We start from the raw sequence: 13881 nt of genomic DNA, 5'->3' as shown, positions 1-13881 counted from the left end.
ATGGAGATTAATATGAAAACATTTGAACTTGTTGCGCCATGTCATTTTGGACTTGAGGCAGTGACCAAAAAGGAAGTTATAGATTTAGGATATGACATTACAACAGTTACAGACGGACGTGTAGGTTTTATCGGTGACGCAGACGCCATTGCCCGTGCCAATATCTTCATGCGTACACCTGAGCGTATCCTTCTTAAGGTCGGCTCCTTCAAGGCTGAGACCTGGGAGGAACTGTTCCAGGCAACAAAGAAGCTTCCCTGGGAAGAGTATATTCCAAAGGACGGAAGCTTCTGGGTAACCAAGGCAAGCTCGGTTAAATCAAAGCTTTTCTCAACCAGAGACATTCAGTCCATCATGAAGAAGGCTATGGTTGCAAGACTCGGCGATTTCTTCGGCATTCAGCAGTTCGAGGAACACGGTGCAAAGTATCCGGTAAGAGTATTTGCCTATAAGGATGAGTTCACGGTATGTCTTGATACTTCGGGAGAGTCTCTCCATAAGAGAGGCTATCGTCTGAAGCAGGGTCTCGCACCTATTACAGAGACCCTGGCGGCAGCCCTCATCATGCAGTCAGGCTGGACAAAGGAGCATGCTCTTGTTGATCCTATGTGCGGATCAGGAACATTTATCATCGAGGCAGCCATGATGGCAGCCAATATCGCACCAGGTATGGACAGAGCTTTCGTTTCAGAGACCTGGACTAACTTCATTGACAAGAAGGTATGGTACAATGCCCTCGACGAAGCAAATGAGATGGTTGACACCGAGCTTCTTGAGACAGGTGTAACAAAGTCCGGAAAAAAGATAGACATTCAGGGCTATGACATTAACCCTGACGTTATTCCGGTGGCAAGAGAGAATGCCGAGCGTGCAGGCGTAGACAAGATCATCCACCTTCAGGTCAGGGATGTTGCCAACTTCTCCCACAGCGGTAAGTTCGGTTACATCATCAGTAACCCGCCTTACGGCGAGCGTATCGAGGACAAGAGAAATCTTCCTATGCTCTATACAGAGCTTAAGGAGGCATATCAGGGTCTCGACAGCTGGGCTATGCATGTCATCACGGCCTGGGAGGATTCACAGAAGTATCTCGGCAAGGCCGATAAGAACCGTAAGATCTATAATGGTATGATGAAGACCTATTTCTATTCATACACAGGCAGGATGCAGAACCAGAATAAGCCTCATGATTTCGAGAAAAAAGCTTGAAATTACGTGGGTTTTGAGACCATAAAGTGAACTAAAAGTACTTCAAAAGTATCTATAAGATACCGGAGAAGTACTTTTATTTTGGCCGGAAAATTGCCCGAAGCCTCATTTTTTATCGCAATATAAAAAGAAATAATCACATTTTTATAAAACAGAACAATTAACTACAATTGAGCGAGGGCAATGTAACTATAGTTTACTATTGAAAATGATATTCTAATATGAAATAATTTAATCGCCGAAAGAGTATTCTCTTTCACGTCGTATGATGGACATCCATACTAAGGAGCGGTATGGCGGTGCTCTGGCATCGAGAACAACTATCACTAACGGAAGCACCCGACGGACATCGAACTATCGGTGGTCGTATATGCCAGGTAAGTGAAAGGCTTACCATGTTGGGATAGCAACATATTAACCAGATACTTTTAGTTGATCATGACCGTGGAGATATTCACGGTCATTTTTTTTGGAGTATTATGATTTCACCTGAAAACTATCGAGTCCATCTTATTTGAGAGACAGCCGGAATTATGCTACTATTAGGCATATATGGACGTAGTGGAAAGAGGTGTGTTCACATGCTAAAGACGGTTGGACTGGGTTTACAAGATTACGAAAAGGTTATAACAGAAAATGCTTTTTACGTAGATAAAACTTATTTTATAAATGAATGGTGGCAAAGTAAGGATGATATTACATTGATCACCCGTCCGCGTCGTTTCGGAAAAACTCTGATGCTGAGCACTGTTGAGAAATTCTTTTCTGAAAGACAGGGAAACAATGAGGAGCTCTTTGATGGATTAAGTATTTCACAGGATACTGAAATGATGAAAGAGTGTGGAAAGTGGCCGGTACTCTTTGTTTCCTTTGCCAGTGTAAAAGCAGAGACATATAAAGGTGCTTTACAACAGTTTAATTGGCTTTTCACTGAGTGGATCGCACAGAATACCTGGCTCACAGATAAAATGGGTGATAAAGATCTGGAATTCTACAAAAAAGTAAGTTACGACATGGATGAGAAAACCGCGTGCCAATGCCTAAATACTTTTTGCAGATGGCTCTCGGATTTCTATAATAAGAAAGTCATTATTCTGATAGATGAATATGACACTCCAATGCAGGAGGCTTATGTAAATGGCTATTGGGATGAAATCTCAGGTTACATGCGGAATATGTTTAATTCCACTTTAAAAACCAATCCAAACCTTCAGAAAGCCCTTTTGACCGGTATTACACGCGTAAGCAGGGAGTCATTGTTTTCAGATCTTAACAATTTGAAAATTGTAACTATTTCATCTGATAAGTATGCTGACTGTTTTGGATTTACTGAGAAGGAAGTATTCGAGGCATTGGAAGCTTACGGATACAGTTCTGAAAAGAAAAAGGTAAAAGAATGGTACGATGGGTTTAAGTTTGGAAATACTGAAGATATCTATAATCCATGGTCCATCATTTCTTTCCTTCAAGAAGGTAAATATGAACCGTATTGGGCTAATACAAGCTCTAATTCACTTGTGTCAAAGCTCGTAAGAGAAGGGAGCGTTGAGATAAAGAAGGCTTTTGAGGATCTGCTTAATGATGGCGTGATACAAACAAAGATTGATGAACAGCTTGTCTACGGAGAGATAACCGGTAATAAGAACGCTATATGGAGTCTTTTGTTCTCAGCCGGATATCTAAAGCCGGTTTCTATAGAAGGCGAAGGAAACATGGCGGTGTATAGCCTTAAACTCACAAATCACGAAGTCAAAGACAGCTTTAGTCTGCTTGTAGAGAGATGGTTTGAGAATGCAGGAGAAAATTACAGTTATTTTGTTAAAGCACTCCTGGAAGGCAACATAGATGACATGACAGATACCTTATCAGAAATCTGCGAAAGTATGATCAGTACTTTTGACGGAAGTGGTAAAGCAGCTCCGGAAAACTTCTATCACGGTCTTGTGATCGGGCTTCTTGTGGAACTTCGTGGCAGATACGAGATAAAGTCAAACCGCGAAAGCGGACTGGGCCGTTATGATGTCATGCTCCGTCCGAAGGATAAAAAGGATAATGCTGTTATCATCGAGTTTAAGTCCAAGCGTCGGAGCGATAATGGCAGGACCCTTGATGAGCTTTGCGATATAGCGCTGAAACAGATCGAAGATAAGAAGTATGAAACCGAGCTTCTTGAAGCGGGATATAGCAAAGACAGGATAATAAAGCTTGCGTTTGCTTTTGAAGGAAAGGAACTTCTGATAAAGAAAAGTAATGTTGAGTAATGTCTGAGTAATGTTGCGTAATGTCTGATATATTCAGTTTCAGAGAAATACAAAAAAAAGACAATTTGTTGTGAATTCCAAAATTGGCCGGATAGTCAGAAATAATTGGCCGGAAAAAAATTGAAGTGCTGAAAGGCACGTAATTTCAAGGGTTTATTCACTTTAAATACGGTCTGATGAAAACCTACTTCTATTCATACACAGGCAGGATGCAGAACCAGAATAAGCCGCATGATTTCGAGAAGAAAGCTTGAAATTGCGTGGGTTTTGAGACCATAAAGTGAACTAAAAGTACTTCAAAGGTATCTGTCAGGTATCTTTGAAGTACTTTTTTTGAGCTATATCTGAATTAAACCAGGATTATGAGATTTTCAAACTTTGTGAGAGAATAATCTTATGAAGATTTATCCCTGAGCTCCTTCAGCATATAGAGGAACTGTGCTTTGGTGGTGTCATTTTTGATGTCCGGATTCTTTATCATTCTCTCATATATCTCACTGTATGATGAGTCTCCTTTGTATTCCGAATCCTTCAGGAGCATGGCTGTCTGGGCAACGCCGGCAGCCCATGACATGTCGTTACTCATTTTTTCATTGTAAGAGTCTCCTGTCACCGGTACTTCCATCAGAATGCTTTCTCTGCTTCCCGGCTGCTTGTACCGTATGCTCACGGTAAGGAGTTCATCGGTGTCGGTAACGTTCCCACGGTCATTCCCGTATTTGGTTTTTACATCGGGTATCTCCATTGATGAATCCACAGGCACTATTTCATAAAGAACAGTTACGCATTGTCCTGAGCCGATCTCGCTGCCATCCCTAGTATCGTCCGCAAAATCTTCAACATCGAGCTGCCTCAGTTCGTAGCCTATCTGCCTGTAGCCTTTGATCTTATCGGGGTTAAATTCCACCTGCATCTTCGCATCCTCTGCCACAGTGTACATAAGGGAGTAGAAATCTTTTCTGAGTGCTTTGTCCGCAGCTGATGTGGAATCGATGTATGCGAAATTGCCGTTCCCGTTGTCCGCAAGTGCCTTCATCTTGGAATCTTTATAGTTTCCCGTTCCTACTCCGAGTACGGACAGGAACACATTACACTCCTTTTCTTTCTTTATAATTTCCACAAGTTCACTCTCACTTGATGCGCCAATGTTAAGGTCCCCGTCTGTGGCGAGTATGACTCTGTTGTTGCCGCCTTCAATGTAGTTATCTCTTGCCAGCTCGTATGCTGTCTTTATCCCTGCCGCGCCGTTTGTGCCGCCCCATGCTTCAAGGGAGAGTATGTCCTCGGTTATCTCTTCCTTCCTGTTGCATGTCACACCTTCACATATTACAGTGTCACCTCCGGCATATGTCACGATTGATATTTTGTCGTCCTCATCAAGCCCGTCGAGAAGCATGAGGAAGGATTTTTGGACAAGAGGCAGCTTGTCAGGGTCGAACATGGAACCTGATGTGTCTATGAGGAATACCACATTTGAACTAATGTTACCGGTAACGGCTTCTTCTGCCTTAACACCTATCCTTAGGAGCTTAGTATCTTCATTCCATGGGGTATCCGCCATCTCGACGGTTACTCCGAATTTATCATCACCTTCCGGTTTCACATAGTCATAATCAAAGTAGTTGAGCATCTCCTCGGTACGGACTGAATCGATGGGGATATCCCTTCCGTTGAAAACCTTCTTTCTGAGGTTCCCGTAGGATGCAGTGTCTATATCCATACCGAAGGTAGAGAACGGGCTTGCCTTGGCTGACATGAATCTGTTCTCGGAAAAACTCCTGTATTCTTCCGTATTCCAGTCAAAGGATTCTTTTTCTGCCAATGTCGGCATAGGTAACGGAGCCTCTTCTGCGGCAGATGCAGCTTCAGCAGTAAAACCGTCAGCCTCCATTATATAGTTGTTCATTGCTCCTAGAGAGCCTGTCATATTCATGCTGCCCTTAAGCCATGTCCCTGCACTCATGTCATCATCATATGTCATGCCGTATCCCGGGAGACTATACATGAGTTCCAGCATTTTTTTATAGAGTTTCAGTATTTCTTCAGTATCGGATATCTTGTATTCGTATAGCTTCTTGTTGGCTATCCCTATCGTGATGCCATCTTTTGGTTCGTAATATTTGACCCTTCTGAAATATCCTCTGAGGGATTCTGAAATTTTCTGATACTCCCTGGCAGCCTCCCTTTCTTCTTCCGTGTCGCATGCTTCCAGAAGACTGTCACTGCTTTCTTCGAGAAAACTTCCGTGGTTAAGCAGCATGTAATCAACGGTAGGCTTGTCCCAGGATGCTTCATACCCGTCATATGCTTTCCCTGCCATTTCTATGGCTTTTTCAGTGGATAGCTCTGTTTCTTTGGTATCATCCTTATCATTTACATCCTTTCGGTCATCTCCGGATGTATCCTTCCGGTTTTTTTCTGCATCAGCTTCTGTATTTCCGGTATCTCCAGCTATATCTTTTTCGCTTTTCATGATAATGCCGGAGTTATCCTGTGGGGACGGGATATCCAATCCACTCTGGCATGCTGTAAGTGCGATGACTGATACCGCCATCAGACCTTTTGCTATGAGTTTTTTCTTCATAAATGCCTCCTGATATCTTGATTAAACTTGACCTCTGGAATATACAGTCGTGTTGTCCCTTCATATCTATAGACAGATTTTTATGCCTTAAGGTCACAAATACTGTGAATTATTCGATTATTTTTTTGGAATGAAAGTACTATTACACATATGCTTTTAAACCAAAGGAATCAGAGAAGGAAGATTTCAAAGTTTATATAACACCTGAACATCGCCGATATACTTCTTTAGACACAAGTAGTTCGTGGCTTTTTGCATATCAGATTTTAGGAGGTAAACATGCTAAGTAAACATTTAAAGGCACTTAGATTTTCGATTGTTCTGGCTATTATCAGTTCACTTTTCTCTATCACAGCTTTTGCCGGACACTGGACCTTCGACTTCGGCGACTGGTACTATATAGACGATTATGGGTATGCTGTGACTAACAGATGGGTTGGTAATTATTATCTCGGAAGTGACGGTGCTATGCTTGTAAACTCATGGACACCGGATGGATATTATGTTGGTTCAGATGGAGCATGGGATGGACAGCCGTCACGTTACTCGAGCGGTTACAGTAGTTCAAGCAGCAGCTCCTCATATGTAACCACATCCGGAACTTACTATGGTAACTTATATGACAGTGGCTATGGTATTTCACATCTGTCCTCTGTTTCAATCAGTGGTGATGTTCTGACAGTTAAAGGTTCCCTGGATTATTATCAGGGTAATAACTGGGAAGACACGACACGGATGAGTAATGGTACCTATCAGTTTAAACTTACCAGTCAAACCAAGTACGAGGAGGGTGGTGATGATGGGCTTTACTATATGAGTAAATCAGAATTTATATCCAGCACCGGACCGGTTCTCTATATAACAGTTGCAAATGGAGTTGTAACGGATCTTTGCTACGGAGCTTGATAAATATCCGAGTCGTATATTACACATATGTACGTGAGATATTTACGGTTATGCTTGTACCTCTGATTAGTTATACACTTCAAAGATAGATAATAAAAAGTGCCCTTACTTTTCAAAGGGCATTTTTTTAATTGCTCAAAATGTTAATATTATTTGGTGTCATATCATGGCTTGGTACTTGGTTTGATCGCTTTGATGGATAATCAGTATAAAATCAAGTCCAACAGAGAAGCCGGAGATGGCATGTATGATATCAGCCTAAGTCCGAGAGAAGACAGATATCCCGGAATCATTATGGAGCTTAAGTGGAAAAAGGACCTGAGTGGAGAGGCGCTTTCAGAACTGGCGGATGAAGCATTAGCCCAGATTGATGAGAAGAGATATGATGCTGAAATGAAGAATGAAGGCATCCGGGATATTTTGAAATTTGGAATTTCATTCTCCGGAAAGAAAGTAAGTGTTAAAGCAACTTAAGAACTGAGGACTTTTTCTTTTATTTACATCAAATTGGAAGGCGGAAAAGACTATTCCGGAGGACAGAGACAGAGGATGGAGATAGCCCGGGTTCTGGCACAGGATCCCACTATAGTCATACTTGATGAGGCAACTTCTGCTCTTGATGCAAGAACAGAGTATGATGTGGTAAATGCCATCAAAGAAAGAGGAATAACCTGTATAGTCATTGCCCACAGACTTTCAACCATCAGAGACTGTGATGAGATCATAGTTCTGAAACACGGAGAAGTAGTGGACAGGGGAACTCATGAGGAGCTCTATCAAAAGGGCGGTTACTACAAGGAATTGGTTCAAAGCGAGTAAACTATGGGTTGGTTTGATAATCAGATTAAACTTCGAAAACAGAATGATGAACAGGCTCTTAGTAACACCTTCAGAAAGATCGCCGGTGCAGTAACAGGAGAAACCTTTCTTGACTCCGGCATGGATGCGGGTGAAAAGGCTAAGAATGCCATCGAAGAGATACTCAGGTACTATCATGTCAGAAAGACCGATATTCCGAAGAAGATAGTGACTATAGAAGAAAAGCTTGATTATGTCCTTCACCCTTCAGGTATCATGTACAGAAGAGTCAAGCTCACACCGGGCTTTAGAAATGATGCCTTTGGAGCCATGATAGGCTTCCGGAAACCTGACGGGGCTCCCGTTGCCCTTCTTCCCTACGGACTTACGGGTTACAGATTCTTTGATGATATTTCGGGTAAATATACGAGAGTTACCGGAAAAAATGAAACTGACTTTACGGGAGAAGCATTTTCTTTCTATAGGCCTTTTCCTGTTAAGAAATTGGGGATAGCTGATCTTTTTTCATACATCCTGCATATTATTGAGCCTTCTGATTACGTACTGATCACTCTTGCGACGCTGGTGGTGATACTGGTTTCCATGCTGACACCCAGGATAAATCTTTTTCTCTTCAGGGATGTGATAGCTGAGGGTGAGGTATCCCTTCTTATAGTGACTGCCATGTTTCTCTTATGTACATCCTGGGGCGCTCTTATGCTGAGTGCGGCAAAAAACCTTATTTCCCAAAGGATAGATACGAAAATGAGCATATCGGTAGAGGCTGCCACCATGATGAGGATAATGTCTCTTCCTGCCGGCTTTTTCAAGGACTACAGTTCGGGAGAGCTTTCCTCCCGTTCATCCTATGTGAATTCCCTGTGCTCCACTCTTGTTAATGTTGCACTTAACACAGGACTTACATCCGTTTTTTCCCTGGTGTACATTACACAGATTTTTGCTTATGCTCCGGGGCTTGTTATTCCGGCTCTCATCATCATAGCAATAACGGTGGGGTTTACGGTAATATCCTCATTTCTTCAGATGAAGCTCACCAAAAAGCAGATGCTTCTCGGATCAAAAGAAAGCGGTATGAGCTATGCGGTGATTTCGGGAATTCAAAAGATAAAGCTTACGGGAGCCGAAAAAAGAGCTTTCGCAAGGTGGGGTGATCTATATGCAAAGGTAGTAAAGCTGAGATACGATCCCCCCATGCTTATAAAGATGAATTCGGTCATAAGCTCCGCCATATCCATTATCGGTACCATAGTGATGTACAATCAGGCCATCGTGACTCATGTTTCAACTGCGGAGTACATAGCTTTTAATACAGCCTACGGCATGGTCTCAGGGGCCTTTATGTCACTCTTTGGCATGGCTCTGACTGCTGCCAATGTCAAACCCACCTTTGAGATGGCAGAGCCCATACTGAAAGCAGAACCTGAAATATCGGAAAATAAAGAAACATTGACCGGAATCTCAGGCAACATAGAACTCATCAATCTGACATTCAGGTACAAAAAGAATTCACAGATCATCATAGATAATCTGTCCCTCAGGATAACTCCGGGACAGTATGTAGCCATAGTCGGAAAAACCGGCTGCGGAAAGTCAACTCTTGTAAGACTGCTCCTTGGCTTTGAGAAGCCCACAAAAGGAGGAATCTTTTATGACGGAAAAGACATTAACGCTTTGGATCTTCGGTCTCTCCGGAAAAATATAGGTGTTGTTACACAAAACGGAAAGCTTTTTCAGGGAGATATCTTTTCCAACATAGTTATCGCCGCGCCACATCTTACCCTTAAAGATGCCTGGGAGGCGGCAAGGATAGCCGGAATCGATGAAGATATAAAACAGATGCCTATGGGGATGAATACACTTATTTCGGAAGGAAGCGGCGGAATATCAGGAGGACAGAAACAGAGGCTTATGATAGCAAGAGCCGTGGCACCGAAGCCAAAACTTCTGATATTTGATGAGGCCACCTCGGCCCTTGACAACATAACACAAAAAAAGGTTTCAGATGCTCTTAGTGAGATGGACTGCACAAGAATAGTGATTGCACACAGACTGTCCACCATAAAACAGTGCGACAGGATACTGGTACTGGACGGCGGTCATATCGTAGAGGATGGAACTTACGATGAACTCATGAAACATAATGGCTTTTTTGCAAGTCTTGTGGAACGACAAAGAGTGGATGCATAAAGGAGGATCATATATGGAAATAACCTGGGAAGTCAAAGGAGAGGATCTGTTCCTTGGAATAGATGGAAAGCTTGATACCATGAGCGCCATGGATCTGGACGACAGATTAAACGATATACCTGATGAGGTAAAGAATATTTACTTTGATCTTCATGGTCTTGTGTACATAGCATCAGCGGGACTGAGAGTCCTTTACTGGGCGCAGGACTATACCGAACAGAAGGGGGGCATCGCTGTTCTCAGAAATGTTTCCCCTGAAGTCATGGAAATCCTGAAGATTACCGGCTTTAAAGATTTTATAAAAATAGAATGACATAAGAAAGAACGCTCTATACGGAAGGATTCGATGTCAGTTTTTGACACTCACATCATAGATTAATGAACCATGGAGAAAATAAAGGAACTGAAAATCGAGGCTAAACTCGAAAATATAGAGTCTGCCATCAGATTTATTAATTCTTTGTTGGAAGAACATGGATGCAGGGTTGATGTTATGCAAAGAATTGATCTGGCACTTGAAGAAATGCTTGTTAATATCTCCCAATATGCCTATGAGGGAATAACCGGAGATGCTTATGTTTCTGTAAGCTTTCCGGAAGAAACTCTGGTACAGCTGGATATAAGAGATAAGGGTGTCCCCTATGATCCCACAAAAAAGGAGGATCCCGATGTAAGCATTCCTCTTAGACAGAGAAAAAAAGGCGGGCTTGGAATCTATATGACCAAGATGGTTATGGATGAAATGTGTTATGAGCGTAAGGATGGGTACAATCACACCATCCTGAGAAAGAATCTCCCAAAAGATAGCAGTACATACTCCGAAACATGATTACGGCCGGTTTAGTATGGCCACAACAAAAGGTGATAATATGTCCGACTTGGTTGATATCAAACTTGTGATAGACAAGGCATGTCAAAAACTTAATGTATTGATTACGAATAATGCTCACACCGAGGAGGTGGAGGGTGTCATTTCTGCGATCCAATCCTATGCCAGCAAGAAGATACCCATGATACCGGCGTTTTTTAAAGAAAGCCAGGTCATGCTTCCACAAAGCCAGATGATAAGGATATTCATTAACAACAGAAAAGTCATGGTGTCCACCGGAAAAAGGGTCTATGAAATTAAAAAGACATTGACAGAACTTGAGGAGATGCTTGATCATGGCAGGTTCGTACGTATCTCACAGTCTGAGATACTTAACCTTCAGATGGTAAAGAGTTTTGATTTTTCTGCCGCTGGAACAATTATGGTTGAACTTGTTAACGGTGAAAGCACCTGGGTCGCGAGAAGAAGAGTTAAGGATGTAAAACTGGCTCTTCAGAGAAAGGAGTAACCATGGATTTAAAACATAAGATCATGTGGAAAATTTTACTCGGTTTCACCCTGGAACTCCTGGTAGGCATATTTATGTATGTGGTCTGCACACCTGACGGAAGTACTGTAAATAAATCATTTCTTGTAATGCATCTATTGGGTTCGGGAATTCTGGGAATCGTAGGATATGGAGGTTCCGTTGTCTATGATTTCGAAGAGTGGTCTCTTGATAAAGCAACCTTTACACATTATTTCGTGACTTTTATAACCATGCTTATCATAAGCTCCATACTGGGATGGTTCCCCGACAATACACTTTTTGCAGTTCTAATCATTTTCACCCTGGTCTATGGGATGATATGGCTTGTCCAGTACATGCTCTGGAAGAAGCAGATCAGAAAAATGAATGAAGAGCTGAAAGAATTATTTATGAATAAAGATAATGTCAGCTAACGGAAAAGAATAATCCTAAACTGCCGGAATGACCGATCAGACATGAAAAAAGACCGAATAGACATGAAACATTGTAGAAGGTGGATAGCCTTGTTATAGTCGAGACATAAAGAAAAGGAAATGTTGACAGAGATAAAGTTAAGGTTTCCGGGGAATGAAAAACATAGCGGTGCCGATAAAGGCAAAAGCTTTTAAGAGAAGAAGGAGTAGTGGTATGGCAGATAATAAGAATTTTAAGCTTTCGGATGAAATGCTGCTGAACGCTACCGGCGGTCTTTCTGCATCAGAGCATAAATTACCGGAATTTGATGCCTTGGGATCGGTAGTCACTCATCTTGGAGGAAGACAGTATCAGGTTCTTTTTGATGACGGAGCTATGCTCTTTGCCACAAACCGGACTGATACTGTAGTTCCGGAGGGCACGAAGGTAGGCCTGTATGCCATAGCCGGGGGCTGGACAATGCATGTTTTGGGAAACGATTAAAAACAAATAAAAACAAATAAAACCAAATGAAACCAGTAAATTTAAGAGAGGAGAAAAAATGAACGAGAACAAGTACACTCAGTTTATCAGAAATTCCAAGGAGCAGGTTGAAAAGCTTGGCAAAAAGATGAACACTGCATTATCCGATGAGGATATGGCAAATGTTACTGGCGGACTTGGAGGTCCTAATGAGGCAACCTGTCCTGAATGCGGAAAACCAATGAAGGCGGTTGACAATCCATATGGTGACAATTTCTGGACCTGTGATGCATGTAAGATTGACCAGTTCTGTTCTGACGCAGACTACATCGCCATGATTAAGATCCTTGAACAGGCAGGGCAGACACAGGGAATTGTTTATCCTGTGTGGTGGAAGGACATTCCCAAGAAATAGGGATAAGAATCATCTCTAAGTCAGAGATAAACCAAAACATGCGGGTATAAAGTCAATTGGATTTTATATCCGTATGTCAAAGATGAAGGACCTGAAAAGACGGTTACAGATGAGGAGATCAGTATGAAAAAATACGGCATGGTACTTATAAGTTTTGGTCTGGCAGTGGCCCTGATGGGATGCGGAGGAGGAAACAAGGAAGAAACCACTAAGGCAGAAACCATAAAGGAAACAACCGCTGCTGAAACAAAAGCACCTGAAACAACACCTGAAACAACAGCAGAACAAACCGAACATGAGACAGCAGAGGCTGCAGCTTCCGGAATGGCAAATCCATGGAAATATGATGTATCTCCTGAAGAGGTAAAGAATCTCACCGGTGAAGAGTTCATAGTTCCGGAAGGAGCAGAAGAGGTGTCCTATGGAATCATGGAATCAGATAAGCTTTCTGAAATGAACTTCACTCTTGATGGTAAGAAGTACTGTGCCAGAATGAAACCCGGAACGGAATTCGAGGATATTTCAGGTCTTTTCTATGACTGGAATGTGGAGAACGAGGAAGTTTCAAATACAGTAGAGACAAAGTCACGTCAGAACATCAATGATCATATAAGTAATGTTCTTTGGTTTAACGGAAGCATGATCTACTCCTTGTACACAGATGATAAGGAAATGGATATAGACGAGGTCATGAAAGTGGCAAAGCCTATGTTTGAAAAAACCGAGAGCAGTATGATGGCGGAGATCGAAAATCTTGATGAGAATAACACTGAGGATCTGGAGAATTTCTTTAACAACATAGATTTAGAAGCCTACACAAAAATGATTATGGAGCAGGCAAAGGAAGGCGAAAAGAAATATCCTGTTACTCTTGAAGTAAAAGATTCATCCGAAGATGTGAAGGAACTAAAGGGCGGACTGTTTATAACTTCTGACGGAGTTGAATGCCGAAAGCTCAAACTAAGCTGTAATGAAAGTGCTCCGAATTTCGGAGTTGAACTCTACAACAACACGGGATCTGATAAGACCTTTGATCAGACTAAATTTGTAATAGAAAAAGAAAAGGATGTTTACATAAATCCTTTTGTATTCGAGCAGACGAGAGAGCCTGAGATTGTCGGCGGAGACACAAAACGTTTGTATATGTCCTATACAGTTTATGATACAAAGGGTGTTCAGGCAGGTGATGAAGTATCCGTATACTATGACGGTGTATTTATCACAAAACTCACAGCTGAAAAGTAAAATAAATCCATAAATGAAAAA

The 13881-nt window shown here is 42.0% G+C and carries 14 protein-coding genes; 13 read left to right on the top strand and 1 reads right to left on the bottom strand.

Annotated features, from left to right (window positions below; translation table 11 throughout):
• Positions 1–12 precede the first annotated feature (12 nt).
• Entirely contained in the window at positions 13–1209 is a 1197-nt protein-coding gene (locus T515_RS07625) for a THUMP domain-containing class I SAM-dependent RNA methyltransferase (protein ID WP_051671554.1), read from the top strand.
• Between the two features lie 581 nt (positions 1210–1790).
• Entirely contained in the window at positions 1791–3470 is a 1680-nt protein-coding gene (locus T515_RS07620) for an AAA family ATPase (RefSeq protein WP_036609460.1), read from the top strand.
• Positions 3471–3864: 394 nt separating this feature from the next.
• Here the strand turns inward: T515_RS07620 and T515_RS16555 are convergent, their stop codons facing one another.
• Positions 3865–6054: a vWA domain-containing protein gene (locus T515_RS16555; RefSeq protein ID WP_051671553.1), complete on the bottom strand. Its 2190-nt coding sequence runs from the start codon at positions 6052–6054 to the stop codon at positions 3865–3867.
• Between the two features lie 279 nt (positions 6055–6333).
• Between T515_RS16555 and T515_RS18290 the strand changes: the two genes are divergently transcribed.
• The 11 genes from T515_RS18290 to T515_RS07560 all read left to right on the top strand — a co-directional run bounded on the left by T515_RS18290 (position 6334) and on the right by T515_RS07560 (position 13860).
• Positions 6334–6960, top strand: coding sequence for a hypothetical protein (locus T515_RS18290; RefSeq protein ID WP_036609456.1), 627 nt, complete (start codon positions 6334–6336; stop codon positions 6958–6960).
• A gap of 156 nt (positions 6961–7116) precedes the next feature.
• Complete coding sequence (locus T515_RS07605; protein ID WP_278245411.1) at positions 7117–7434, top strand: PD-(D/E)XK nuclease domain-containing protein; 318 nt, start codon at positions 7117–7119, stop codon at positions 7432–7434.
• Between the two features lie 33 nt (positions 7435–7467).
• Entirely contained in the window at positions 7468–7779 is a 312-nt protein-coding gene (locus T515_RS07600) for an ATP-binding cassette domain-containing protein (protein ID WP_036609447.1), read from the top strand.
• 3 nt (positions 7780–7782) lie between these two features.
• Positions 7783–9966 (top strand): NHLP bacteriocin export ABC transporter permease/ATPase subunit, encoded by a 2184-nt coding sequence (locus tag T515_RS07595; protein ID WP_036609446.1) that lies wholly within the window; start codon positions 7783–7785, stop codon positions 9964–9966.
• Positions 9967–9979: 13 nt separating this feature from the next.
• Positions 9980–10279 (top strand): STAS domain-containing protein, encoded by a 300-nt coding sequence (locus tag T515_RS07590; protein WP_036609445.1) that lies wholly within the window; start codon positions 9980–9982, stop codon positions 10277–10279.
• A 72-nt stretch (positions 10280–10351) separates the two neighbouring features.
• Entirely contained in the window at positions 10352–10795 is a 444-nt protein-coding gene (locus tag T515_RS07585; protein WP_051671552.1) for an ATP-binding protein, read from the top strand.
• Between the two features lie 40 nt (positions 10796–10835).
• On the top strand, positions 10836–11303 hold the full coding sequence (locus T515_RS07580) for a LytTR family DNA-binding domain-containing protein (protein ID WP_207641131.1): 468 nt from the start codon (positions 10836–10838) through the stop codon (positions 11301–11303).
• Between the two features lie 2 nt (positions 11304–11305).
• Positions 11306–11737 (top strand): DUF3021 domain-containing protein, encoded by a 432-nt coding sequence (locus T515_RS07575; RefSeq protein WP_036609438.1) that lies wholly within the window; start codon positions 11306–11308, stop codon positions 11735–11737.
• 214 nt (positions 11738–11951) lie between these two features.
• Positions 11952–12221, top strand: coding sequence for a hypothetical protein (locus T515_RS07570; RefSeq protein ID WP_036609434.1), 270 nt, complete (start codon positions 11952–11954; stop codon positions 12219–12221).
• 58 nt (positions 12222–12279) lie between these two features.
• A complete protein-coding gene (locus T515_RS07565; protein ID WP_036609431.1) occupies positions 12280–12615 on the top strand; it encodes a hypothetical protein in 336 nt (111 codons plus the stop codon).
• A gap of 123 nt (positions 12616–12738) precedes the next feature.
• A complete protein-coding gene (locus tag T515_RS07560) occupies positions 12739–13860 on the top strand; it encodes a hypothetical protein (RefSeq protein ID WP_036609428.1) in 1122 nt (373 codons plus the stop codon).
• Positions 13861–13881: the final 21 nt, after the last annotated feature.

It is taken from the genome of Oribacterium sp. P6A1, assembly GCF_000702885.1.
Taxonomy (GTDB): Bacteria; Bacillota; Clostridia; order Lachnospirales; family Lachnospiraceae; genus Oribacterium.
This window is presented reverse-complemented; position numbering and strand designations above follow the sequence as displayed.

Bases quoted from the DNA above. Each gene is read 5' to 3' on its own strand.
- T515_RS07625 (WP_051671554.1), top strand. From the start codon at position 13: ATGAAAACATTTGAACTTGTTGCGCCATGTCATTTTGGACTTGAGGCA.
- T515_RS07620 (WP_036609460.1), top strand. From the start codon at position 1,791: ATGCTAAAGACGGTTGGACTGGGTTTACAAGATTACGAAAAGGTTATA.
- T515_RS16555 (WP_051671553.1), bottom strand. From the start codon at position 6,054: ATGAAGAAAAAACTCATAGCAAAAGGTCTGATGGCGGTATCAGTCATC.
- T515_RS18290 (WP_036609456.1), top strand. From the start codon at position 6,334: ATGCTAAGTAAACATTTAAAGGCACTTAGATTTTCGATTGTTCTGGCT.
- T515_RS07595 (WP_036609446.1), top strand. From the start codon at position 7,783: ATGGGTTGGTTTGATAATCAGATTAAACTTCGAAAACAGAATGATGAA.
- T515_RS07590 (WP_036609445.1), top strand. From the start codon at position 9,980: ATGGAAATAACCTGGGAAGTCAAAGGAGAGGATCTGTTCCTTGGAATA.
- T515_RS07585 (WP_051671552.1), top strand. From the start codon at position 10,352: ATGGAGAAAATAAAGGAACTGAAAATCGAGGCTAAACTCGAAAATATA.
- T515_RS07580 (WP_207641131.1), top strand. From the start codon at position 10,836: ATGTCCGACTTGGTTGATATCAAACTTGTGATAGACAAGGCATGTCAA.
- T515_RS07575 (WP_036609438.1), top strand. From the start codon at position 11,306: ATGGATTTAAAACATAAGATCATGTGGAAAATTTTACTCGGTTTCACC.
- T515_RS07570 (WP_036609434.1), top strand. From the start codon at position 11,952: ATGGCAGATAATAAGAATTTTAAGCTTTCGGATGAAATGCTGCTGAAC.
- T515_RS07565 (WP_036609431.1), top strand. From the start codon at position 12,280: ATGAACGAGAACAAGTACACTCAGTTTATCAGAAATTCCAAGGAGCAG.
- T515_RS07560 (WP_036609428.1), top strand. From the start codon at position 12,739: ATGAAAAAATACGGCATGGTACTTATAAGTTTTGGTCTGGCAGTGGCC.